The 23,938-nt window shown below is 37.7% G+C and carries 19 protein-coding genes and 1 other annotated feature; of the genes, 7 read left to right on the forward strand and 12 right to left on the reverse strand.

The window, feature by feature from the left end:
• Positions 1–145 precede the first annotated feature (145 nt).
• Positions 146–556 (forward strand): globin domain-containing protein, encoded by a 411-nt coding sequence (locus EPL02_RS06785; RefSeq protein WP_061785625.1) that lies wholly within the window; start codon positions 146–148, stop codon positions 554–556.
• Positions 553–1,437, forward strand: a complete 885-nt coding sequence (locus EPL02_RS06790) for a ClpXP adapter SpxH family protein (protein WP_280924296.1) — start codon at positions 553–555, stop codon at positions 1,435–1,437. The genes EPL02_RS06785 and EPL02_RS06790 overlap by 4 nt, the downstream gene beginning before the upstream one ends.
• Before the next feature lie 472 nt (positions 1,438–1,909).
• Here EPL02_RS06790 and pepF read toward each other — a convergent pair whose 3' ends face one another.
• The 4 genes from pepF to mecA all read right to left on the reverse strand — a co-directional run bounded on the left by pepF (position 1,910) and on the right by mecA (position 7,452).
• Positions 1,910–3,730 carry an oligoendopeptidase F gene (pepF, locus tag EPL02_RS06795; RefSeq protein WP_094913045.1) on the reverse strand — a complete coding sequence of 607 codons (1,821 nt, stop codon included), beginning with the start codon at positions 3,728–3,730 and terminating at the stop codon, positions 1,910–1,912.
• A 151-nt stretch (positions 3,731–3,881) separates the two neighbouring features.
• Positions 3,882–5,069, reverse strand: coding sequence for a competence protein CoiA (locus EPL02_RS06800; RefSeq protein WP_094913046.1), 1,188 nt, complete (start codon positions 5,067–5,069; stop codon positions 3,882–3,884).
• 101 nt (positions 5,070–5,170) lie between these two features.
• Complete coding sequence (cls, locus tag EPL02_RS06805) at positions 5,171–6,688, reverse strand: cardiolipin synthase (RefSeq protein WP_094913047.1); 1,518 nt, start codon at positions 6,686–6,688, stop codon at positions 5,171–5,173.
• A gap of 80 nt (positions 6,689–6,768) precedes the next feature.
• A complete protein-coding gene (gene mecA / locus EPL02_RS06810) occupies positions 6,769–7,452 on the reverse strand; it encodes an adaptor protein MecA (RefSeq protein ID WP_094913048.1) in 684 nt (227 codons plus the stop codon).
• Between the two features lie 331 nt (positions 7,453–7,783).
• Between mecA and EPL02_RS06815 the strand changes: the two genes are divergently transcribed.
• Positions 7,784–8,446, forward strand: coding sequence for a TerC family protein (locus EPL02_RS06815; protein WP_094913049.1), 663 nt, complete (start codon positions 7,784–7,786; stop codon positions 8,444–8,446).
• Between the two features lie 69 nt (positions 8,447–8,515).
• Here EPL02_RS06815 and spxA read toward each other — a convergent pair whose 3' ends face one another.
• On the reverse strand, positions 8,516–8,914 hold the full coding sequence (gene spxA, locus EPL02_RS06820; RefSeq protein ID WP_025908146.1) for a transcriptional regulator SpxA: 399 nt from the start codon (positions 8,912–8,914) through the stop codon (positions 8,516–8,518).
• Positions 8,915–9,474: 560 nt separating this feature from the next.
• Between spxA and EPL02_RS06825 the strand changes: the two genes are divergently transcribed.
• The 3 genes from EPL02_RS06825 to EPL02_RS06835 all read left to right on the forward strand — a co-directional run bounded on the left by EPL02_RS06825 (position 9,475) and on the right by EPL02_RS06835 (position 14,502).
• The gene (locus tag EPL02_RS06825) at positions 9,475–10,698 is read left to right on the forward strand and encodes an efflux RND transporter periplasmic adaptor subunit (RefSeq protein WP_131887348.1); all 1,224 of its coding nucleotides are present in this window, start codon (positions 9,475–9,477) and stop codon (positions 10,696–10,698) included.
• Complete coding sequence (locus EPL02_RS06830; RefSeq protein WP_131887349.1) at positions 10,685–13,774, forward strand: efflux RND transporter permease subunit; 3,090 nt, start codon at positions 10,685–10,687, stop codon at positions 13,772–13,774. The genes EPL02_RS06825 and EPL02_RS06830 overlap by 14 nt, the downstream gene beginning before the upstream one ends.
• Positions 13,775–13,926: 152 nt before the next feature.
• Complete coding sequence (locus EPL02_RS06835; protein ID WP_094913051.1) at positions 13,927–14,502, forward strand: GNAT family N-acetyltransferase; 576 nt, start codon at positions 13,927–13,929, stop codon at positions 14,500–14,502.
• A 259-nt stretch (positions 14,503–14,761) separates the two neighbouring features.
• Here the strand turns inward: EPL02_RS06835 and EPL02_RS06840 are convergent, their stop codons facing one another.
• From EPL02_RS06840 to EPL02_RS06860, 5 genes are all read right to left on the reverse strand, one after another.
• Entirely contained in the window at positions 14,762–15,679 is a 918-nt protein-coding gene (locus EPL02_RS06840) for an ABC transporter ATP-binding protein (protein ID WP_131887350.1), read from the reverse strand.
• Between the two features lies 1 nt (position 15,680).
• Entirely contained in the window at positions 15,681–16,751 is a 1,071-nt protein-coding gene (locus tag EPL02_RS06845; protein WP_094913053.1) for an ABC transporter ATP-binding protein, read from the reverse strand.
• A gap of 13 nt (positions 16,752–16,764) precedes the next feature.
• Entirely contained in the window at positions 16,765–17,682 is a 918-nt protein-coding gene (locus EPL02_RS06850) for an ABC transporter permease (protein ID WP_131887351.1), read from the reverse strand.
• Between the two features lie 6 nt (positions 17,683–17,688).
• Positions 17,689–18,624: an ABC transporter permease gene (locus EPL02_RS06855; RefSeq protein WP_131887352.1), complete on the reverse strand. Its 936-nt coding sequence runs from the start codon at positions 18,622–18,624 to the stop codon at positions 17,689–17,691.
• Between the two features lie 96 nt (positions 18,625–18,720).
• Positions 18,721–20,361 (reverse strand): peptide ABC transporter substrate-binding protein, encoded by a 1,641-nt coding sequence (locus EPL02_RS06860; protein ID WP_131887353.1) that lies wholly within the window; start codon positions 20,359–20,361, stop codon positions 18,721–18,723.
• A 536-nt stretch (positions 20,362–20,897) separates the two neighbouring features.
• Positions 20,898–21,096, forward strand: a binding site (T-box leader).
• 56 nt (positions 21,097–21,152) lie between these two features.
• Here EPL02_RS06860 and trpS point away from each other — a divergent pair.
• Positions 21,153–22,139: a tryptophan--tRNA ligase gene (gene trpS, locus EPL02_RS06865; RefSeq protein WP_025908155.1), complete on the forward strand. Its 987-nt coding sequence runs from the start codon at positions 21,153–21,155 to the stop codon at positions 22,137–22,139.
• A 44-nt stretch (positions 22,140–22,183) separates the two neighbouring features.
• Here trpS and EPL02_RS06870 read toward each other — a convergent pair whose 3' ends face one another.
• Together EPL02_RS06870 and EPL02_RS06875 are read right to left on the reverse strand one after the other, a co-directional pair.
• Entirely contained in the window at positions 22,184–22,933 is a 750-nt protein-coding gene (locus tag EPL02_RS06870) for a YjbA family protein (protein WP_094913054.1), read from the reverse strand.
• 195 nt (positions 22,934–23,128) lie between these two features.
• Positions 23,129–23,899, reverse strand: a complete 771-nt coding sequence (locus EPL02_RS06875; RefSeq protein WP_131887354.1) for a DUF2268 domain-containing putative Zn-dependent protease — start codon at positions 23,897–23,899, stop codon at positions 23,129–23,131.
• Positions 23,900–23,938: the final 39 nt, after the last annotated feature.

The raw sequence follows: 23,938 nt of genomic DNA on the forward strand, positions 1-23,938 counted from the left end.
TTCTTTATCTAGCTACCCTATCACCTTTTCTGTTTGAAGCGGATAGTTTGAGATAAATAAGGTACACTGCTAAAATTAAGAAAAACGATGGTACTACTCCATTACACTTGATGGAGTATATTTCTAGGATAAAGGAGTTATCAACATGAAAGAAAAAGTCAAATCTCCCTACGAACTATTGGGCGGTGAACATACGATTTCCAAACTTGTTGATGCTTTTTATAATAGGGTAGCTAGTCACCCAGATTTAGCCCCTATCTTTCCAATAGATTTAACGGAAACAACACGAAAGCAAAAACAATTTTTAACACAATATTTAGGCGGGCCGGCTCTATATACTGAAGAACATGGACACCCTATGTTACGTGCAAGACATTTGCCTTTTGAGATTACGCCAGCTCGCGCAAAAGCATGGCTTCATTGTATGCATGAGGCAATGGATGAAATTGGCTTAGAAGGTCCATTACGAGATGAACTTTATCACCGGCTCATTCTGACTGCTCAACATATGGTTAATTCACACGAACAGAACGATGAGAAAGGATTTTCACATTGAAGAATTTACACAGCGAACATCAATCATTGCGACACCTTTGTCAGGGTTCTAATCAGAAGCCGCTAGAAATTTACGTATTTGTTGATCCACTTTGTCCAGAATGCTGGGCGCTAGAACCTATCTTAAAAAAATTGCAGATTGAGTATGGAAACTGGATTACCCTCAAACATGTTTTAACCAGCAATTTACAACAGCTAAACATTGGGACAAAAAAGAAGTTTGAAGATATGGCTAAAACATGGGAGCAAACAGCTTGCCGATCCGGTATGTCCTGCGACGGTAACCTCTGGCTTGAAAACCCTATTTCAACACCATTCGCTGCATCTATTGCGATTAAAGCTGCTGGTTTACAGGGAAAAAAACAAGGCATTCGCTTTTTACGAAAACTTCGAGAAGCATTATTTTTAGAGAAACAAAACGTTGAAAAAGAAGATGTTCTTGTAAAATGTGCAGAAGAAATTGGACTCGATGTCGACGAATTTGTGCGAGATTTACACGCTGAGCATGCTACAAAAGCCTTCCAATGCGATTTAAAAATCACATCAGAAATGGACGTAACTGACATTCCGACACTTGTGTTTTTTAACGAAAAAGTTGAAGAAGAAGGAATTAAGATTTCTGGTCATTATTCATATGAAACTTATGTACACATCATTTATGAAATGTTAGAAGAAGAACAAATCAATCCACTTCCGCTTCCACCTCTGCGATCGTTTTTAGCTTATTTTCAATTTGTCGCAGCAAAAGAAGTAGCCGTTGTTTATGATATCTCTACTGAGCAAGCTGAGCGAGAACTAAAAAAACTTCAGCTTCAACGCCTGGTAGAACAAGTTCCAGTGAAATACGGCACGTTTTGGAGAAGCTTAGAAAAAGGCTGTTAGTATACAAAAAAGACTTGGCAAATGCCAAGTCTTTTTGTTTGTCCTAAGACAACAAGGGGATGGGAGAAATTTTTCACGGTCAAACAAAGGGGTATATGTTTGTTTTGTGATAAACTTCACGATTATTACTATAGCAAATTATGTCGAGTTTTGACAACCCCTTTTTGAGATTTTCATGATTTTTTTTAAAAAAAGTATATTTTGATACCTTACTTCATATAGTTCAAGCATGACAAGCAAGCGAGGTGACCAACTATAAAGCTAATCGGAGTGATCATCAGCATCGCCATTCTCTGTTTTTCCTTTATCTTTTATTTACTGTCGTTAATGAAGCTTGCACCGCTTCTAATTGCTGCTCCTCTTTTACTTCTCTCTCTGTTCATTACTATTATGCTTCTTAATTCATTTAATCGATTTCGAGGATTTAAATAAACAAAGCTTTGCGGATGCGCAAAGCTTTGTTTATTTTCATTTAGTTGTTCTCTAACAAACGTTCCATCTCTTCAAGCTTTTCTTTAAATACTTCTAATGCTTCTTTGATTGGCTCAGCAGTTGTCATATCAACTCCTGCGCGTTTCAGCACTTCAATTGGGTAATCAGAGCTTCCAGCTTTTAAGAAGCCAAGGTAACGTTCAACAGCCGCATCCCCTTCTTCAAGAATTTGTTTGCTTAACGCTGCAGCTGCGCTGAAGCCTGTTGCGTATTGATACACATAGTAATTGTAGTAGAAGTGTGGGATTCTCGCCCACTCTAAGCCAATTTCTTCATCAATGACTAAATTATCACCAAAATACTTTTTATTTAAATCATAGTATAGCTTCGTTAACAACTCTGGTGTTAGCGGTTCACCATTTTGAGCTCGAACGTGGATTTCATGCTCAAACTCAGCGAACATCGTTTGACGGAACACGGTACCGCGGAAGCCTTCTAAATAATGATTTAATAAGTACAATCTCTTCTTTTCATCGTCGATTGTTTTCAATAAATAATCATTTAATAACGCTTCGTTACACGTAGATGCTACTTCAGCGACAAAGATTGAATAATCGCCGTATGGGTAAGGCTGTTCTTTACGCGTATAGTAACTGTGCACAGAATGACCAAACTCATGAGCTAATGTGAAAAGATTGTTCACGTTGTCCTGCCAGTTCATTAAAATATATGGATTTGTTCCATATGTTCCAGAAGAATAAGCACCGCTTCGCTTTCCTTTGTTTTCGTGCACATCCACCCAACGGTTTTCAAATCCTTCTTTTAAAATGGAAATATACTCTTCTCCAAGTGGTGCCAAGCCCTTTAATAAATAATCTTTTGCTTCGCTATATGGTATTTCCATTTTGACGTCTTGCACAAGCGGTGTATAAAGATCATACATGTGAAGCTCATCAACGCCTAACACTTTCTTTCGCAGGTCAATATAGCGCTGTAACAGAGGCAGATATTCGTTTACCGTGGCAACTAAATTATCATATACCTCTTCTGGAATATTGTTTGCGCTTAGAGCTGCATGACGAGCTGATTCGTAGTTACGGACCTTAGCGCTAAAGTTATCTTTTTTAACTGTTCCGCTAAGAGTGCTCGCAAATGTATTTTTAAATTTACCATACGTGTCATAGACGGCTTTAAACGCATCTTCTCTAACACGGCGATCACTGCTTTCTAAAAAGCGTATATAACGACCATGGGTAATCTCCACTTCTTCCCCGTTTTCATCTTTAATAGATGGAAACTCTAAATCCGCATTATTCAGCATACCGAACGTATTACTTGATGCTCCTAGCGCTTCGGACGCCTGTGCTAAAATAGCTTCTTCACTCTCAGAAAGGATATGAGGACGCTCACGATTTACTTCATCTAACGCGTGTGCATATAGCTGTAAATCCTTGCTTTCTTCTAGATATTGTTTTAGCGTTGCCTCATCTACTGCTAAAAGTTCAGGCGTGACATAAGATAATGCACTCGCAATTTCTGTATACAACGTTTTAATTCGATCATTTAATCCTTGATAGAATGAGTTGGTTGTATCTTGGTCATACCTCATATGTGCATATGTATAAAGCTTACTGACGCGCATTGTTAGTTCATCTTGCTGCTGCAATGCTTTAAAAAGCGTGTCTGCTGATTCTCCAAGCTTTCCGCGATATTGCTCCATCTCTGGAACTAACGCTTTAACAGCTTGAAATTCCTTCTCCCACGCTTCATCTGTTTCAAAGATATCTTCTAATCTCCATGTATCTTCTATTTTAATTTCACTGCGGTTTGGCAACTTTTTCACTGTGGATTGTTCACTCATATTAACACCCTTCCATCTTTTACTTCGACTCTGTTACTAACTTCGCTATACAAAAGACGAATCCTTTTTTTATTGTATGTGGCTTTTCAAAAATTAGTCAGCTTGTAAGCACGCCTAAACAGAGTTTCTATTTAAGCGTACTTATTTTCTACTAACGTGTCACTTCTTTTGCTTGGTCTAACCATTTTTTCATTAATAACCCATCTTCCAAAAAAGCATCAGAGCTGAGCAAAGGAACTGTATAGCCTCTTTCAATTCGATAAGAATCATGCGTAACAGGAGAAAGTAAACCTAGCTTGCATAATACTTCGACATACTCTAGCAGTGGCTTTTCAATTGTAGAATGCATAAAAGGAACGGAGCGTACTTTAATAAGCTTTTGGCGAACCCTAGCACTAAACTGCATATATATCTGCTTTAGGTTCACTATTTCTCCCACTTTTTTTACGTGCATAATATCAAGCAAGAGCCAAGCTTGCCATATTACTGCAGGTGTTTCAAGCATAAAAGCAGAAGGTATTGGAAAACCAGCTTCAGAAGGAAAATGAGTGGGTGGAATTTGAAGAGTATAGAGCTTTTCTAAAAAGTGTTTATGTTGTAAGCCTGGATATAGCATGTACGTCGTGCGGAAATTCCTTTTTTTCTGAATCCACCCTTCATGATAAGAAGGAGACGTATGCAAAGTAAGCCATTCTGAAAATGTATGGGAATTAGGCGTGAAAATTTTCAATTCAGCAAAAGCAATTTGGGAGGAAAACGGAATGATATGCTCAAGTTTGATTAACTCATTTGTGAAGGGTGAAAAATAATAAAGCGTTGGCGATTGTTCGCTGATAGTGAGGTACTGCCATTCTTGAGGAGATAGGCGAAAAAGTGAGGCACCTAAGCGCTTTAATCGCTTTGCCCCCATTACCCAAAAAGGATAGTAACCTTGCGATTTATACCCATTCGTCCGTTGAACGAACGCTTCAGTAGACAATGAAGCACACTGAAATTCTAGTGCATAAGCTGTTTTTCCAACTTCAACAAACAAATCGGGACGTTGTTGAAGTTGAGGCAAATAGTGCTCTAACTGAGCTGAGGTATGAGTTTTTAACCACCGAAATAACTGCAGCTTTCCCGTTACGTGATAATCGCTCTCTCCTTCCTGATCAACTGTACACTCTTTTTTTCGATGTGCAAAATGGGAACAGCGCTTTATTCCTACGCGAAGCATAACGGATTCATTACAAGCTGGACAATAAAAATCCCCCGTTTTTTGCAAGCGCCGCAGCTCTGCCTCTGTAAAGCCACTGGCTAATGAAACTAAACGATTATGGTCTGTTTTTGCGACGAGCAATAATTAACACTCCTTCCTTATTGGGTTCTTACTGTTATTCGTTATCCTTTAGTAAATTCCTTCTTTTCTCAAAAAAAAAGCTACCTTGTTAGGTAGCTTTCTTAGAGTAAAGGTGATAGTAAACGAGATGTTGACTCAAAAATTCTTTGCAAAATGGGGCGCTTTTGAAATTGATCTAAATGAAGTGCCGAAGAGACCTCCAAGTCTTGCATATACTCATAAACAAGCTTTTGAGTACTTGCTGTTTTATAGAGAAAGGCATTTACTTCAAAGTTCAAATGAAAGCTTCGCATATCCATGTTGGCAGTGCCAATCGATGCAATTTCTTTATCCACAATTACAATTTTACTGTGCATGAAGCCTTTTTCGTACTCATATACTTTCACTCCTGCTGCTAGTAGTTCTGGAAAGTAAGAGCGTGAAGCGTGAAAAACGATTTTTTTATCAGGTTTTTTTGGTACAAGCAACCTAACATCTACTCCACTAAGCGCTGCTACTTTCAATGCTGTGAATATATCTTCATCAGGAATAAAATATGGCGATGCAATCCAAATGGACTCTCGAGCTGACGTAATCATCGAGAAGAATAAATGTTTAATGACTTCCCACTCTCGGTCAGGACCTCCAGCAATCATTTGAACTCCACCGCAGCTTTCTTCATCGACATCAATTAAGTCGGGTGACAGATACGTTTGGGTTAGTAGCGTTTGACCCGTCATATAATACCAGTCTTGCAAGAAAATTAGTTGTAAAGAGCGCACCGCTTCACCGCGAACCTGCAGATGCGTATCACGCCAAAAGCCAAAGTGTCGGCTCTGACCAAGATATTCATCCCCAATATTTAATCCTCCGACAAATCCAATCGTTCCGTCTATCACCACAATTTTACGGTGATTTCGAAAGTTAATTTTATTATTTAACAACGGCAAGCGCACAGGTAAAAATGGGACCATTTCTATGCCTGCTTCTCGCATTTCGTGAATGTAGTGCTTAGAAAGCTTAAAGCTTCCAACTGCGTCGTACAAGAAGCGCACATAAATGCCTTCTTGTACTTTTTTAATCAAAATATCCTTAATTTTTTGCCCTAGATCGTCATGCCTAACAATGTAATATTCCATATGAATATGGTGACGTGCATGCTGTAAGGCTTCCAGTATTTCGTCAAATGTTTCGTCACCATTCGTGAGTGCTCGTGTATCAGACGCAAATGAAACCGGAGCTTTCCCTAGCTGAGTAGCCAACGTTAATAACTGTTTACGCTTTTCACCAAAGCGTTCAACTTGTTCGTCGAAGATTGAAGAATCCCTTTCCATCTTCAATAAAACCTGCTCATCTAGCTTCGCTTTTTTTGCAAACAATCGTCGCTTTCGAATGTTTCGTCCAAAGAGTAGATAAAAGAAAAAGCCGACAACAGGAAAGCTGCCTAAAACGACAAGCCACGTTAACGTTTGAGTTGGATGACGGTTTTCAAGCGAAATAACCAATCCAATAAAGATTACGCTAATTGTAATGAGCAAACTCAAAATCCCAATAATTTGACCACTCAAATATTCTTTTGTCAAAACAAGAACGACAACAAGACCTGCAATAAACACAAGTAGCTGTAAACGATTTTTCAATTTTATTCACCTATCCTACGAATGAACATGCTGTTCGTTCATAATAAAGACCGATTTCACATACATGAAATCGGCCACTTTTATCTTAACGGAAAATGAGCCTTTAATTGTTCTAATGCGTTATCGCTCATTAACTGCTTTCCATATTCCATTAAACGGTGCACAGTTAAATGAGACTCGTTTCCATACTCTAAAATGATGCTCAATATATTATCAATCTCAGTGACGAAGTCTTCATCATCTGTAAATTCTACATATAAATAATATTTGCCTTCAAACACATACATATGGTTGATTAGCTCATCTAATTCTAGATGGTGGCTTAACATGATTAAATCTTCTAAGTCACGGAAACGAGCTACAAAATGCAGGCCTTCATCTTCAATGACATCCTCTTCAAGCTCATTCTTTTTCTTTTGGTTCGCTTGATGCTGATCCAACAGCGCTTCAACTTTTCCGTCTACAGGGATATCGATTTTATCATTTTCGCCAACTGGTACTTCGAACTTTTGACCATCTTTTGAAATTTGAGCTCTTGTTACAATAACTTCTAAGCCTTTTTCAAGTGCATGTACCTGAATCCAAAGCGGACCTTCTGCTACGAACTCTTCTTCTTGATGAATTTCATCCATCATCTCCCAAAACAGTTCCTCGCTTCGTTCTCTGCTAAACCAAATTTCATTTCGGTCAAATCCTCGTTCTTCAATATCAACGTATGTGACAAAGAATTTTACCGTATTTTCATTAATGCGTTCGATTTCCATTATCATCTCTCCCTTCGGAAAAATCAGTGAAGGCAATACGGTCTTTCTTTCTCATTACCTTAACGTAATAAGGACTATTTTCCTTTATGTTAAAGCAATACTACATGGACTTTACAAATTTGTAAAGTATTCTAACTCCACGTGAACAAGCATAGAATCTTTCTGTACACCTCATATATCTATTCTATGATAAAATCCTATGGAAGGGAAATAAAACACTCTGCTAACCATGCGAGCCGGCGGTTTTGCTATCGGCCTTAATGTGATACGACTGAAGGCTCAATACTGTGTAATAGTACAAACTATTACATAAATCGGGGGGCGACGTATATTGGACTTGGAATTACTCACCTCCATCCTACTCATTATCGGTATTGATATCGTACTAGGTGGAGACAATGCAATTGTAATTGCCCTTGCTAGCCGAAACCTCCCAGAGAAACAGCGCAACAAAGCAATCGTTCTTGGTACAGGGCTAGCTGTTGTAGTTCGTATTTTACTTACTATTTTAGCTGTTTATTTATTAACTATTCCTTATTTACAACTAATTGGTGGAATTTTATTAGTAGTCATTGCATTTAAGCTGCTCATTTCGAATGAAGACGACTCCTCCACTATCAAAGCAAGTGCTACATTAGGCGCAGCTGTTCGTACCATTGTATTTGCTGACCTTGTCATGGGCTTAGATAACGTCATCGCCGTAGCTGGTGCAGCTCATGGAAACATTTTACTCGTTATTATTGGCCTTTTCGTTTCTGTTCCTATTATTGTATGGGGAAGTAAGCTTATCCTATACTTAATGGAACGTTTTCCTCTACTTATTTATGGTGGAGCGGGTATTCTAGCTTACACAGCCGGAAATATGATTCGACATGAAAAGAACCTACACGATTTCTTTGCCAATAATCATACGCTTGATACATCAATTCCAGCGATCACTGTCATCTTAGTCTTAGCGAGCGGACTATTAATTAATAAATTCCGCTCACAATAAGCATAATATAGGAACAAGAAAGCCTTCATGTATAACATGAAGGCTTTTATATTATATCTAACGTTCTACTTAACCATTAACAAGGCGTTGAGCTTCACGAAGTTGGAATGTACGAACTTTACGAGGTAAGAAACGGCGAATTTCATCTTCGTTATATCCAACTTGAAGACGCTTTTCATCAATGATGATTGGGCGACGTAATAAACCTGGGTTTTGTTGAATTAACTCATATAAATCTTGAAGAGGCATTGCGTCTACTTGAACATCTAACTTTTGGAATGTTTTAGAACGCGTTGAAATAATTTCATCCGTTCCATCTTCAGTCATTCGTAAGATTTGTTTAATTTCATCAATTGATAAAGGCTCTGAAAAGATATTTCGTTCTACATATGCAATTTCATTTTCTTCTAACCATGCTTTCGCTTTTCGACAAGACGTACAACTTGGTGATGTATATAATGTAACCATTTAATCCTTCACTCCTTCTATCATAATCGGTCATAATGGGCAAAAACCTTAGCTTTAAGTTGTTTTGCTTTATACTAACATCGTGCTGTTTTATAAAAAATTAACGATTGTAAATAGTTAATGACTGATAATGAAAATCGATATTATTTTATAATTACTTTAAATAAGATAATATCTATTTTGCATTATACTACAATTTTTATTGAAATGGTATCCTTATTTTATTGTGCAAAACCATTTTTAAAATCTGTCATTAATTATTTACCACATTACTAATACGTTCAAACCTCGAATTAAGTTTCAAATTTTTTATTTGTTCACTTTTTTGTCAAACTTTTATTTGTTTCCTTTCGCAATGTAGATCATAGATTTGGATTTTTTGTTACATAAGCACCTTATGACGCGAAATAATAGAAGGATATGTGTATATTAAAAGATAGGTATTCGTCAATCTTTGCATGACTTTTGTCAAAAAGAATCATAATTTTATAAGAAATAACATGCAAACCGAGACGTGTAGTTTATTATGACGAAATTTAGGCCAACGAGGTGATTTACACATGAAAATCTTGCAGCTTAGCGCTGTGGCAACTGTTTTATTATTAGCAGCTTGTGCTCCGAAAGAAATTACTACTGAAGATACGAAAGATAACGTACCGGTAGTAGAAACAGCAAAAGTTTCAAAAAGTGACTTAGTCAACACCACTGAACTATCGGGAATAGCGATGCCTTCAAAACAAGTCCCTATTCTAACAGCAAATCCCTTAAACGTAGAAAAAGTTCATGTTAAAGTAGGTGATACTGTCCAAAAAGGTGATCTGCTCGTGTCTTTAGATGCTTCAGAAGCAACTAAACAACTTAATGAAGCTAGACAAGCAGCTGCTGATATTGATAAAGCAGTTAAAGAAGCGGAAGCCAAGGCTATCCCCGACCAATCACAGGAACTTCAACAGGCTCAAAAAGAGCTTGAGGCCTCAATGAACAAATCAGAATCTTTATTAGAAGAAGCGCAAAGCGGAGATGTATCCTCTTCTGATTTAGTACAAAGCGGACTTGAAGTTTCATTAAAGCAAGCAAAGTTAGCTCAAAAGTCGCTGTCACAAATTTCATTAACTCCTGATATGCTTCCGCAGTTAAAGCAACAAAAACAGCAAGCAAATCAAGCAGTTGCCCAGGCTGAACAGATTGTTGCATCTACTCGATTAACCGCTCCAATAAGCGGAACAATTGCGGATGTCAGTGCTGTTGAAAATGGAATTGCGGCTCCTAATACTCCACTGATGACGGTCATCGATCAATCAAACGTGGATGCTACCTTTCAAGTTAACAGCTATCAAGTATCACAATTAAAAGCTGGAAACCCAATTAAACTTACATTTGACGGAGTAACCCAAGAATTTACTAGTACGATTTCAACTGTGTCTCCTACCGCTGATCCTGAAACTGGACTTTTTACAGTAAAAGCACCTATTGAAAATGCAAAGAACCAAGTAAAAGGTGGTATGAAAGCAACCGGTGAAGTAACGATTGATTCTTTATCAGATGCATTAGTCATTCCATCCAGCGCTATTTCCTACGATGAAGAACAAGCGTATGCATACATTGTTAATGGAAAAAAAGCGGTTAAAACACCTATCACATTAGGGTTTACAAATGATGATCAGTACCAAGTTGTCGATGGTTTAAAAGCCAATGATATCGTTGTTACTGATGGAAAAGACCAGATACAAGACGGCAATGAAGTAAAGCAACGAGCGAGTGAAGAACAAGATGAAAATAGTTAAGCTATCAGTTCTTCGCCCTGTTGCCATGTCAATGGTTCTTGTTCTTCTTCTCATCCTTGGCGGCGTTAGTGGAAGAAATATGCCCGTTGATTTATTTCCTGAGTTAACTTTCCCTGTAGCTGCTGTGACCGCTACATATGACGGAGCGGGACCAAAAGAAATTGAAAACCTGCTTGCAGAACCACTTGAAAGTTCGATGAGTACGCTTCCTAATGTTGAAAGCGTACGATCTGTCTCTCAAAATGGTGGCGTACTCGTGCTTGTTTCGTTTACCTGGGGAACCGATATGAACTTCGCTACGTTAAATATGCGCGAGCGGATCGACATGGCGCGCGAAGCTTTACCTGAAGGTGCTTCCCTACCGCGAGTCATGCGATTTGATCCAAGTGATTTACCAATTGTTCAACTCTCACTAACAAGTGAAAGCGAGCAAAGCCTTGAAGATTTAAAACGAATTGCAGAAGAAGATATTAAAGCTGCTCTAGATGGAGCTGATGGCGTTGCATCCGTTACGGTATCGGGCGGAGCTGAAAAAGAAATTTTACTAACACTTGATCAGCAAAAGATGTCCTCTTATAACTTAACCTTGCAAGATCTTCAACAAATCATCGGATCAGAAAACTTAAATTTACCGGCTGGTAATGTTCAAGATCAAAATCAAAACTTACCAATAAGGATTACAGGGCAATTTACTTCAATTGAAGATATCAAAGAGCTTCCAATTCCTACACAATCCGGTGTTATTAAGCTCGAAAACTTAGCGGAGATAAAAGAAGATTATGCAGAATCCGACCAACTCAGCTATTTAAATGGAAAAGAAGCTGTAGGAATCTCGGTTTTAAAGCAATCAGGCGCAAATACAGTTTCCGTAGCAAACGAAATTGATAATAGATTGAAAGAGCTAAACAAAACGCTTCCTGAAGGAATAAAAATAGATACAATTTTGGATCAAAGTGACTTTATTAATCAGTCCATTAAATCCGTATCATCCAATATGATTGTTGGAAGCATTTTAGCATCTATTATCCTGTATCTATTTCTACGAAATCTTCGTAGTACAATTATTATTGGCCTTGCGATTCCCCTTTCAATTGTCACGACCTTTGTATTTATGTATTTTAGCGGTCAGACCCTTAACTTACTGACATTAGGTGGACTGGCTCTTGGAATTGGGATGATGGTAGATAACGCTATCGTTATTCTTGAAAATATTTTCCGGCTTCGAAAACAAGGATTATCAAAAAAGGATGCGGCCATTCAAGGGACAAATCAAGTTGGAACAGCTATTATTGCTTCTACTCTAACAACAGTTGTTGTCTTTTTGCCAATTGTATTCGTAGATGGACTGGCTGCACAGCTCTTTAAACCGTTAGCTTTAGTCATAAGCTTTTCATTGCTTGCATCTTTATTTACAGCTTTAATTATTGTACCGCTGTTTTCTTCACTGTTCCTTAAATTAACAACACGTGAAAAAGAACAAAGAGATACAGACGGAAAGTTGTTTGGTAAAGTAAAACATTTTTATAAACAAAGATTAGATACCGCTTTACGCCATCCGAAGAAAACAGTTGGTGCAGTCTTACTTCTATTTGCTTTATCCTTTGCAGGAATTCCTTTTATCGGAACAGAATTCCTTCCTGCTCAAGATCAAAGTACGGTTTCCGTTACAGCTAAGCTACCTCAAGGAACAGCCTTAGAAGCAACCTATGAGAAAACGGAAGAGATTAATGAAGTTCTTAAAGGTATTCCAGAGGTTAACTTATCATCCGTTACCGTAGGTGGGTCGAATAACTTTTCTGGCTCCGCTGGGTCCAATACCAATCAAGCTACGTATAATATTTTATTAAAGCCTATAGGTGAGCGAAATCGTTCAGATAAAGAAGTTGCGGATGAAATCCGCAATAAGCTTAAAGACATCCCAAGCGTTGATGCAACCGTATCAGCAAGTGACGGAGGCTTTACGGGTGACCCAATTTCTCTTGAAATCTCAGGTCCTGATCTCGATGAGTTAGTTCGAATCTCAGATCAAACTGTTGATATTTTATCGAAAATTGATGGGGTTAGAGAACCGGAGTCAAGCTATAACGATGGTAACCCTGAAGTTGTGATTTCAATCAATCGTGATAAAGCATCGCAGTATGGAATTGGAAGCGCACAAATCTCAAACGCAATCTCAGAAGCTACACAAGGCGTTGTGGCTAGTCAACTTGCACGTGACGGCGAAGAGCTAAACGTCCGTTTATTAATTGATCGCAAAGATACAGCGTCAACATCTGACTTAGAAAATTTATTGATTAAATCGCCAACTGGTTCAACAGTTCCTCTAAAGGCAGTTGCTGATATATCTAGAGGACAAGGTCCATCGCAAATTACGCGTGAAGATCGCTTGCGAGAAATTCGCGTGACAGCTGATATTATTGGACGTGACCTTGGCAGTATTACAGATGACATTGAAAAGCAGCTAAAAAGCGAAATTTCATTACCGAATAAACAATATAAAATTGTATTTGGTGGTCAAAATGAACAAATGAATGATGCTTTTTATAAACTTTCACTAGCATTAGCTCTAGCGGTTGTACTTGTTTATATGGTCATGGCCGGTCAGTTTGAGTCCTTCTTGTATCCATTTATCATTATGCTTTCCGTTCCTTTAACTTTTATTGGAATTATAAGCGGATTACTGATTACCAATCAACCTTTAGGCGTAGGCTCTTTAATTGGAATTTTGATTTTGACAGGTATTGTTGTAAACAACGCGATTGTGTTGGTCGATTATTTACAGCAGCTTCGTAAAGAAGGATACGAATTAAAAGAAGCGATTTTACTTGCAGGCCCAACGAGGCTTCGTCCTATTTTAATGACAACACTTACGACGATTATCGGTCTAATTCCTCTTACATTAGGTATTGGGGAAGGAACAGAATTACAGCAGCCAATGGCGATTGTCATTGTGTTTGGACTAAGCTTTGCGACTGTTATTACGCTAATTTTCATTCCAGTCATTTACTACCTGGTTGAAAAGCGAAAGCTGAAAAAGAAAGCAAAAAAAGAACAAAATTTGATTGAGGAAGGCTAACCTTCTACTCTTAAACCACTCATTCTGATGACTAACAACTTAGTCACCGTTATGAGTGGTTTTTCTATTTATATTGTCGTTTATTTTAAAGAAAAACGGGTAACTCTAAAAAGAAAACAAAGTGAGTCACTTAATCCCAAAGGAGCGGTATGATGAATTGGTATGAAAAGTTAAGTCAATACTTTCCTATAGAAGAAATGAAATCAAAGAAGCATTTAGAGCTATTACTAAGTGAGCAAAGTGAGATTTACAACAAAGACGAAGGTCCTCACCACGTCTTGATGTATGTCGAGACAGATGAATTTATCTTTGTTGACTACTTATTTGTGTCAAAAGATGCACGAGGGCAAGGTTTAGGTGGAAAGTTAATCAATAAGCTGAAAGATCACCACAAGCCTATTATCTTAGAAGTTGAGCCTGTCGATTATGCGGATTCAGACACTGAAAAACGTCTTCACTTCTATAAAAGAGAAGGCTTTAAGCACGCGACTTCTATTGGCTACAAACGTCGATCTCTAGCGACAAACGAAGTCAACCAGATGGAAATTCTCTACTGGTCTCCCTCTGAAGAAAGCGAAGAAAGCATTTTAAATAGCATGAAAAAAACGTATGAATTAATTCACACTTACAAGGATAAAGAAATTTACGGAGAAAAATATCAACCTGTTGAAGAAGTGTTAGTATTAGATAAAAATCGTCAAGATGCAGATATTCTATCTGAGCTGTAATTTCTTTAAAAGGGAACTATATAACTATTGTTCCCTTTTTATATTTATACAATAAAACAGAATAAACAGTCGAATAAACCGAGATAAAAAGAAGAAGAAGATGCATAAAGAAAGCGCTATTATAAATTTCTGAAAATTTATAATAGTATTTAAATCTACTTTCATGTATAATACTTTTAAAGTAAGATGTCAGAGTATGTAACATAATTTCCTTATCTTATACAAGTAGAAAAAACGACCTCTTGTGAGATCGTTTTTATCAACTCGTATATTTAGCAAACTCAGTTTGTGAGCAAGATACGTAGTGCCCTGGTGATACTTCGCGAAGTTCAGGTTCTTCACCATCATAATTATGAATACTTGGATCATATACTTGGCGCAGGCGCGTACGCTCACTATCTGGATCCGGCAATGGAATTGCTGACAGCAATGCTTTTGTATAAGGATGAATTGGGTTGCGGTATAGCTCTTCGCTTGTCGCAAGCTCTACAATTTTGCCTTGATACATTACGCCGATACGATCGCTAATGTACTTTACCATTGAAAGGTCATGGGCGATAAATAAGTATGTTAATCCACGTTCACGCTGTAGCTTCTTCATTAAGTTAACAACCTGAGCTTGAATTGATACGTCAAGTGCTGAGATTGGCTCATCCGCAATAATGAAGTCTGGTTCAACAGCTAACGCGCGAGCAATTCCAATCCTTTGGCGTTGTCCACCACTAAATTCATGAGGATAGCGGTTTGCATGTTCTCGGTTTAACCCTACTGTTTCAAGAAGCGCTTGAACTTTTTTCATACGCTCTTCTTTACTTGTTGCTAAACCGTGAATATCAATTCCTTCTGCAATAATGTCAGCTACCGTCATACGCGGATTTAGTGATGCATATGGATCTTGGAAAATCATTTGCATTTTACGGTTGAATTTCTTTAATTCTGATTTTGACTTACGACCGTGAACATTTTCACCGTTAAATAGCACTTCACCATCCGTTGCGTTATAAAGGCGAATAATAGTACGACCTGTTGTTGATTTACCACAACCAGACTCTCCTACAAGACCTAATGTTTCACCTTTGTAGATGTCGAATGTCAGACCATCAACAGCCTTAATCGTCCCTTTTGATGTTGGAAAGTGCTGCTTTAAATTTTTAATTTCGAGTAACTTTTCAGCCATCTTATTCACCTTCCTTTCCGGATAAAACTGGTTTTGTATAAGTCCCTTTAACCGGACGCATACGGTTTACCACAGATGCTGGTGGTTCTACCTTTGGCGCGTCTGGATGTAATAACCATGTTTTCGCATAGTGTGTATCTGATACTTGAAACATTGGTGGTTCTTGCTCAAAATCAATTTTCATCGCATATGGATTACGCGGAGCAAACGCATCACCTTTTGGTGGGTTAGTTAAATCTGGTGGTGTCCCTGGAATCGCAGCTAGCTCTTCTTTTGTATCGCTGTCAAGGCTAGGCATTGATGCAAGTAGTCCCCATGTATAAGGATGCTGTGGGTTATAGAATACTTCATCCACTGTACCCGTCTCGACGATTTGACCAGCATACATAACAGCAACGCGATCTGCAACGTTAGCCACTACTCCTAAGTCATGCGTAATGAAAATAATAGATGTATTTGTTTTCTTTTGAATTTCTTTCATTAACTCTAAAATTTGAGCTTGAATTGTTACGTCAAGAGCTGTTGTTGGCTCATCGGCAATTAATAGCTTTGGATCTGATGCCAATGCCATTGCAATTACAACACGCTGCCTCATACCACCACTGAACTCATGAGGATATTGGTTAACACGCTGGTTTGGGAACGGTATACCAACAAGCTTTAATAGCTCAATTGCACGCTCTTTTGCTTGTGCTTTGGACATCTTAGAATGCTTAACAAGCACTTCAGAGATTTGACTCCCAACTTTCATTGTTGGGTTTAAAGATGTCATCGGGTCTTGGAAAATCATCCCGATATCTTTCCCGCGGATTGCTTCCATCTGTTTATCTGTTTTCTGTACAAGATCGACACCGTCAAATAAAATTTGACCTTTATTAATTCGGCCTGGTGGCATTGGAATAAGGCGCATAATTGTTTGTGATGTTACACTTTTTCCTGAGCCCGACTCACCTACAATTGCGAGCGTTTCACCTTTATTTAAGTGGAAGTTAACACCTCGCACAGCTTTAACTTCTCCACCGTATGTTTGGAATGAAACTTCCAAATCTTTTACATCTAATAAACGTGACATAGGTTTCACTTCCTTACTTACGTAGTTTTGGATCTAATGCATCGCGCAGTCCGTCACCAATTACGTTAAATGCTAAAATTGTTAAACAGATAAACGTTGCTGGGAAGAATAAACGCCATGGATAGTATTCTAATGCTGGTAATCCATCAGAAGCCATTGTTCCCCAACTTGCAAGAGGTGCAGGAACACCTAGTCCTAAATAACTTAAGAAAGCTTCTGTAAAAATTGCTGATGGAATTGTTAACGTCATTGTTACCAAAATTGGTCCCATCGAGTTTGGAATTAAGTGCTTAAATAAAATTCGTTTTGTATCTGCTCCAAGCGTTTGAGCTGCCATCACGTACTCTTGGTTTTTCAACTGTAGTACTTGTCCACGAACGATACGTGCCATGTTAATCCATCCAGTGATGGTCATCGCAAGAATCATTGTACCTAAACCTTGCTCTAATACAACCATTAAAAGAATAACAAGAAGCAAATATGGAACACCGTATAAAATATCTGCAAAACGCATCATTGCTTCATCTGTACGTCCACCGCGATATCCAGAAATACTTCCCCAAATAACACCGATGAATAAATCAATTAAAGCCGCAGATAAACCGATAAATAACGAGATACGCGCACCTTCCCATGTTCTTGTAAACACATCACGACCAAGGTCATCTGTTCCAAACCAATGTTCTGATGAAGGTGGTTGGTTCGTATTCATTAAGTCATTTGTTTTGTAATCATAAGGCGTCATCATCGGCCCGAAAATTGCCATGAATACTAATAAGGCTAGTAATATAACACCAAACATCGCTAATTTATTTTCTCGAAAGCGCAAGCCTACATCTTTCCAAAATGATAAACTTGGCTTTGAAATCTTCTCTGCTTCGTTTGCATCAACTGATGCTGGTTCAAACATATTTTTTGGAATTTGTTGCATCGCTCGTTACGCTCCTTTCTTTCCGCCGCTTAGCTTAATACGTGGATCAATTAATCCGTATAGGATATCAACGATTAAAACAGACGCTAATAATAAGATACTATAGAAGACCGTTACGCCCATGATAACCGTGTAGTCACGGTTTGTAATGCTTGTTACGAAGTGAAGGCCTAAGCCTGGAATACCAAAGATTTTTTCAATAACGAAACTTCCTGTTAAAATACCTGCTGTCAGTGGTCCAATGTAAGAAACAACTGGTAGCATAGCGTTTCGCATTGCATGCTTCACCGTAATAACTGATTTACTTAAACCTTTTGCTTTTGCTGTTCGAATATAATCATTACTCAGAACTTCAAGCATACTGGAACGCGTTAACCTTGCGATGAACGCCATTGGAGTAGATGCTAAAGCGAGGGCTGGCAAAAATGTATGTGCCCATGATTCCCAACGCGCAACCGGAAAAATCCCTAATTTCATAGCCAGGAAATATTGTAATGCTGTTGCCATGATAAAGCTTGGTACCGATATTCCAAGCACTGCAATAATCATCGCCGTGTAGTCCTGCCATTTATTATGTTTTAAAGCCGAAATGACTCCTAACAGCACTCCAAGTGCAAGCGCTAATAAAATAGCTTCCATTCCTAGCATAAAAGAAACTGGAAAACCGTTGCTAATTAGATCATTAACTGTTTGACCTTTGTATTTAAACGATGGTCCGAAATCAAGGGTTGCAACAGATTTTAGATAGTCGAAGTATTGAACATATAGTGGTTGATCAAACCCGTAGAATTCATTTAGGTTTGCTTGAATTTCTGGTGGAAGCTTTTTCTCTGCTGAGAATGGTCCCCCAGGTGCTGCTCTCATTAAGAAGAACGTTGCTGAAACAATAAGGAAAAGCGATAGGAACATGTACAACAAACGTTTACTAATATATTTAAGCATCGACAAACACCTCCATAATTTAACATTTTTCGCTCTTTAAACAGAAAAGTATATGGGGGTAAGGAATCACCCCCATATACTTGTGAAAACTAGTTATTACTCAAAGTGAGCCCATTTTAACTGGATATCACCTGTAGATAGTACAACAACATCTTTTAAGCTTTCATCTTGAACCCAAGAATCAGTATAGTAATAGATTGGTGCCGCTGGCATTTCATCCATTAAGATTTTTTCTGCTTGTTTTAAGATGTCTAAGCGTTTCTCAACGTCTGTTTCACCGCGAGAAGCATCAATTAGCTTTTTATACTCTGCATTTTCCCAGAACGTATCGTTGTTTCCACCGTCTTTATCTTTGAACATTTCTAAGAATGTAATTGGATCGTTGAAGTCACCAATCCAGCCCATACGTCCAACTTGATAGTTACCTTTTTGTAACTCATCAATGTATACGTTCCACTCTTGGTTATTTAGTTCAACTTTTATACCTAAGTTTTTGCTCCACATATCTTGGATTGCTTGTGCAATCTTTTGGTGGCCTTCATCAGTATTATAAGAAACCTTAATTGCAGGTAATTCAGACATACCTAGTTCTTTTAAACCTTCGTCAAGAAGTTTTTTCGCTTCTTTAACATCAGCATCTTTGAATAGTTCGTTCTTTTCATCACCATATGCTTGTGGTGGAACCATTGCTAATGCTGGAACTTGCTCAGCTTTTGTAACGTTTTCTACAATCGCTTTACGATCAATTGCGTAAGTTAATGCCTTACGAATTTTTGCATTACTTAAAGCTTTTTCTTGAGTGTTAAACTTGTACATGTAAGTACCCGTTTTCACTTCAATATTCAGGTTACCTTTTTCTTTTAACTGAGGAATTGCATCAGTAGGTAATGTACCTAATGGACTACCAGCCCAATCAAGTTCACCTTTATCAAACATTGAAAGTCCAGTATTTGGATCGTTAATCATATACATATTGATTTTTTCAAGTTTTACTGTGTCTTTATCCCAGTAAGTGTCGTTTGCTTCTAATACGATTTCATCGTTGTGCTTCCACTCAGTCATTTTGAATGGTCCGTTTGATACGTAGTTCTCACCAGCATCTGTGTACCATTTGTCGTTTGCTTCAGCAACTTTTTTGTTAACAGGGAAGTACGTATAGAATGCTGTTAACTCTAAGAAATATGGAGTTACGTGATCTAACGTTACCTCTAAAGTTTTATCATCTACGACTTTAACACCGACATCATCGATGCTTCCTTCACCTTTGTGTGCTGCTTCTCCACCTTTTAAGTAGTACATCATTTCAGCATATTGTGATTCGTTCTTAGCATCTAAAACCCATTTCCAAGCATATTCGAAATCTTGTGCTGTTACAGGGTCACCGTTTGTCCATTTTGCATCTTCACGGATTTTGAATGTGTAAGTTAATTTATCCTCACTTACATCGATTGACTCTGCCATTGCTTCTGTAGGCTTCCCGTCTTTATCTAAACGAGTTAAACCTTCAAATGTTTGACGTAATACGTTACCAGATACGCTATCGTTTGCTAAACCTGGATTTAAAGAGAATGGTTCTGTGTTAATGTTTACGCGAAGTGCTTGCTCTTTTGAGCCGTCGCCACTTCCACCTTCTTTGTCTTTGCTGCTACCAGAATCGCTACCGCCGAATCCACACGCAGCCAAGAAAAGACTCATTACCAGCAGCATGCTGAAAAGAATGGATAATCTTTTCTTCATTGAATCTTACCCCCCATTGGAATTGTATGACTGACAAACATAATTTTTAATCATTTTTCAATACAAAATAGTCAGAAAGTTTTTCACCTGGTAGAGCATTAAAGCCCCTGTAGCAAAAAGAATGCCTTAATTCTTAAAACGGTGGTACATGCGTTTATATGTATGCCATTTAGTAAGAAAAGACGTGCTACTTAGTTGTAATAAAACATTTTCTATTTTATATTTTCTGAAAAATTAAGATATTGTAATATCTTTGTAAAAAATATGTTTGTTACGCCTATTATAAATATTTTAAAAATTTATTGCAATACTATTATTTACTGGTATTTTTTTGCTACACCCTACAAAAGCCGGTTTTATGAGGATTATGACTTCTTGTCAGACATCTAAAATCTTTTTTGTAGAATAGATATTGCAATAATGTTACAAAAAATATAGCATAAAATGATTTACTTGCAAATGTTTTTTTTTAGGATTTCGGTTTAATTTTTTTAAAAATCGCGTTATAATGGACTACAAACTGAAAAATTTCATACTGTAAAGCGATGAAAAAGAATAGTACATAGTTTCTTCATTTTTAGAGAGTTTGTGGTTGGTGTAAACAAACAGTGAAGCCTATGGAATGGACTTTGGAGCTTTCAAGTGCAAAGCTTGAACGCTAATTGGCGTTATGTAAATGAAGATGATTACTTTGTAATCTAATTAGGGTGGTACCACGGTTTATGCGTCCCTAGCTCCGGCTAGGCTTGCATAAACCTTTTTTATTTTCAAAAAAAGAAAGGAAGTACGCTATGCAAACTATTTTTTCAGGCATACAGCCAAGCGGTACAATTACACTAGGAAACTATATCGGAGCAATGAAACAATTTGTCGAGCTACAAGATGACTATAACTGTCATTTTTGTATTGTTGACCAGCATGCCATTACAGTGCCGCAAGATCGACTCGCTCTACGAAAAAATATTCGTAGCCTGGCTGCGCTTTACATTGCAGTTGGTATCGATCCAACAAAGTCAACGCTGTTTATTCAATCAGAAGTTCCAGCTCACACTGAAGCGGGATGGATGCTTCAATGCGTTGCTTATATCGGTGAGCTTGAGCGCATGACGCAGTTCAAAGATAAATCTGCTGGAAAAGAAGCTGTTTCAGCAGGATTATTAACTTACCCACCTTTGATGGCAGCCGATATCTTACTATACAAAACAGATCTAGTACCTGTTGGTGAGGACCAGAAGCAGCATTTAGAATTAACGCGCGACTTAGCTGAACGCTTCAACAAAAAATACAATGATATCTTTACAATTCCTGAAGTGCGCATTCCGAAGGTAGGAGCGCGTGTGATGTCTCTTCAAGAACCAACGAAAAAAATGAGTAAATCAGATCCAAACCAAAAAGCGTTCATTACTATTCTGGATGAGCCAAAAGTTATTGAAAAGAAAATTAAAAGTGCTGTTACGGATTCAGAAGGCATCGTACGTTTTGACAAAGAAAACAAGCCTGGAATTTCAAACTTAATGAGTATTTATTCAATCCTTGGAAATGTATCGATTGAGGAAATCGAAAGAATGTATGATGGAAAAGGATACGGTGACTTTAAAGCGGACACAGCAAAAGTTGTTGTAGAAGCACTTGCACCGATTCAGCAGCGTTACTATGAACTAATTGATTCAGAAGAGTTAGACCAGATACTAGATGCTGGTGCTGAAAAAGCGAATTTCGTAGCTAATAAAATGTTGCGTAAAATGCGCAATGCTATGGGACTAGGACGCAAACGATAAAACACATGATAAAAAAGCTGTGCAGGAAAACCTGCACAGCTTTTTTAATTTACTTTTGGCTCTTGCTCAATTTCCCAAAGCTTTTCAAAGAAAGGTTGTCCTTTAATTAGATGCTCACATAATTGCCTGTGCTTTGATGACCATCCTCGCTTTGTTTCTTCATAGAGCTTGGACCAGACGTCTTCAAATGACATAATTTGAATTTCTTCGTATTCCGTTGGATTCCACTCTGTATACCAATAGCGAATTTGAGCTGTGTTTTTCGTTGTATGTAATTGATCTAATGCCATAAACAACAGCTGTTTTAACTGACGCTCTTTTCGAGTTAACCCACTCATTGTTACAGGTGATGGCGATAAAATATGATATTCTTTGCCCACCAATTCAGATTCTGTAAATTTATAATCGATTACTTCTTGATCAGCAATCATTTCATACACCAGCTGTTCCTGTCTTGGAATAAGCCTGCTTTTACGAATTGGAATTTGATACCCCATTGTATCTACTGCCAGGATATTCGTTCCATCTGTTACAATAAAGCAATACTCTACTTGCGTACGCTCATGATTTTTCCGAATATAAGCTTTTTGATAAACATCTTGTAGTAACTGTTGAGGTAATTCGGAAAGATCATTTTCAATATAACTGAATAATAAAGGACTTACTTTTAACAACGGCGCTTGATCTAGCAACTCCACACAATCATCTTTTCGCCATTCATGAAAATGACAAACATTGTAACCATTTTCTTCGCCTTCAAACCAATTAACCCATACATCATGAAGATATAGCATTTTTTACCCCTCACTTACTAACTGTTTGTTACCCCTCAGTATAGGCAGACAAAGGAAGTTTTATTCCAAAACATACTATTTTCTTTCTAATTTTTTCAAAGCTTTTTGTATCGTTATTTCTTTTCTTTTTTCGAGTTTCTACTATTATATATGTGTTTGTCAGACCTTCTGACAAACACATATATCGATTTGATTTTAAAAAGTTGATTTACTTAAAATTTCTTCTGATGTAAGCTGAAAAAATTGTTTTGTGTTATATCCAAACTGCTGAGATATTTTGCTAATCATTTGATAGCCGATATTGTACCCTAGCATTGTTGGGTACCACTTATGACCATATAATAAATCATCGTATTTTTTATCACGAGGTGTTAATTTTATATATTCCTCTACATACTTGTTCCAAAACCTTTTTACTTCTTCATACGTATAATAAGCTGTCCAAGGCGCTAAATATGCTTTTCCACAATACTCGTTTACGGCCAATTCAGCTAAGCCTTCCATCAGCATAGCATCTAACAACGTAATAGTTCGATCACTTTTTTTCATCTGCATTAACCGACAAGCATGATGATATTCATGTGTCAAAACAGAGAGGACTTCTTCATCAGTCGTTTGAGTAGTGAGCAGTACGAAGATTTTATCTGTAAACGCTACTCCTGCTCTACCATGAAATTCCCTTTGCATTTTATGATTATGAGGATTGCTGGGCAGCAAAAATACCGGTATATCTGGCCCTCCCCACTCATGCTTCAAGAGTTCAAATTTTCTCTTTATCTTTTTCCATAGAGTACGCCTTTCCCCTATTTTTTCTAATTCACTCATGAAAGTTGATGAAGGTGGACACATCCCATATCCGACTAAAACATCTAAGAATTTGTCTTTTGATAAACCTTTAAAATAACGTTCAAGGCGGGTCACAACTTCCTTTTCATTTGTCCATTTTAACGTAGCGACAATCGGCATTATATCACCTTCAATTTAAATTACTGTCGCTTTCATCTT

It is taken from the genome of Bacillus sp. CBEL-1, from assembly GCF_004348885.1.
Classification (GTDB): Bacteria; Bacillota; Bacilli; order Bacillales; family Bacillaceae_H; genus Priestia; species Priestia aryabhattai_A.

What these genes read in the sequence shown, in the direction of transcription:
- EPL02_RS06785 (WP_061785625.1), top strand. Translation starts at nt 146, where the DNA reads ATGAAAGAAAAAGTCAAATCTCCCTACGAACTATTGGGCGGTGAACAT.
- pepF (WP_094913045.1), bottom strand. Translation starts at nt 3,730, where the DNA reads ATGAGTGAACAATCCACAGTGAAAAAGTTGCCAAACCGCAGTGAAATT.
- mecA (WP_094913048.1), bottom strand. Translation starts at nt 7,452, where the DNA reads ATGGAAATCGAACGCATTAATGAAAATACGGTAAAATTCTTTGTCACA.
- spxA (WP_025908146.1), bottom strand. Translation starts at nt 8,914, where the DNA reads ATGGTTACATTATATACATCACCAAGTTGTACGTCTTGTCGAAAAGCG.
- EPL02_RS06825 (WP_131887348.1), top strand. Translation starts at nt 9,475, where the DNA reads ATGAAAATCTTGCAGCTTAGCGCTGTGGCAACTGTTTTATTATTAGCA.
- EPL02_RS06830 (WP_131887349.1), top strand. Translation starts at nt 10,685, where the DNA reads ATGAAAATAGTTAAGCTATCAGTTCTTCGCCCTGTTGCCATGTCAATG.
- EPL02_RS06835 (WP_094913051.1), top strand. Translation starts at nt 13,927, where the DNA reads ATGAATTGGTATGAAAAGTTAAGTCAATACTTTCCTATAGAAGAAATG.
- EPL02_RS06840 (WP_131887350.1), bottom strand. Translation starts at nt 15,679, where the DNA reads ATGGCTGAAAAGTTACTCGAAATTAAAAATTTAAAGCAGCACTTTCCA.
- EPL02_RS06845 (WP_094913053.1), bottom strand. Translation starts at nt 16,751, where the DNA reads ATGTCACGTTTATTAGATGTAAAAGATTTGGAAGTTTCATTCCAAACA.
- EPL02_RS06850 (WP_131887351.1), bottom strand. Translation starts at nt 17,682, where the DNA reads ATGCAACAAATTCCAAAAAATATGTTTGAACCAGCATCAGTTGATGCA.
- EPL02_RS06855 (WP_131887352.1), bottom strand. Translation starts at nt 18,624, where the DNA reads ATGCTTAAATATATTAGTAAACGTTTGTTGTACATGTTCCTATCGCTT.
- EPL02_RS06860 (WP_131887353.1), bottom strand. Translation starts at nt 20,361, where the DNA reads ATGAAGAAAAGATTATCCATTCTTTTCAGCATGCTGCTGGTAATGAGT.
- trpS (WP_025908155.1), top strand. Translation starts at nt 21,153, where the DNA reads ATGCAAACTATTTTTTCAGGCATACAGCCAAGCGGTACAATTACACTA.
- EPL02_RS06870 (WP_094913054.1), bottom strand. Translation starts at nt 22,933, where the DNA reads ATGCTATATCTTCATGATGTATGGGTTAATTGGTTTGAAGGCGAAGAA.
- EPL02_RS06875 (WP_131887354.1), bottom strand. Translation starts at nt 23,899, where the DNA reads ATGCCGATTGTCGCTACGTTAAAATGGACAAATGAAAAGGAAGTTGTG.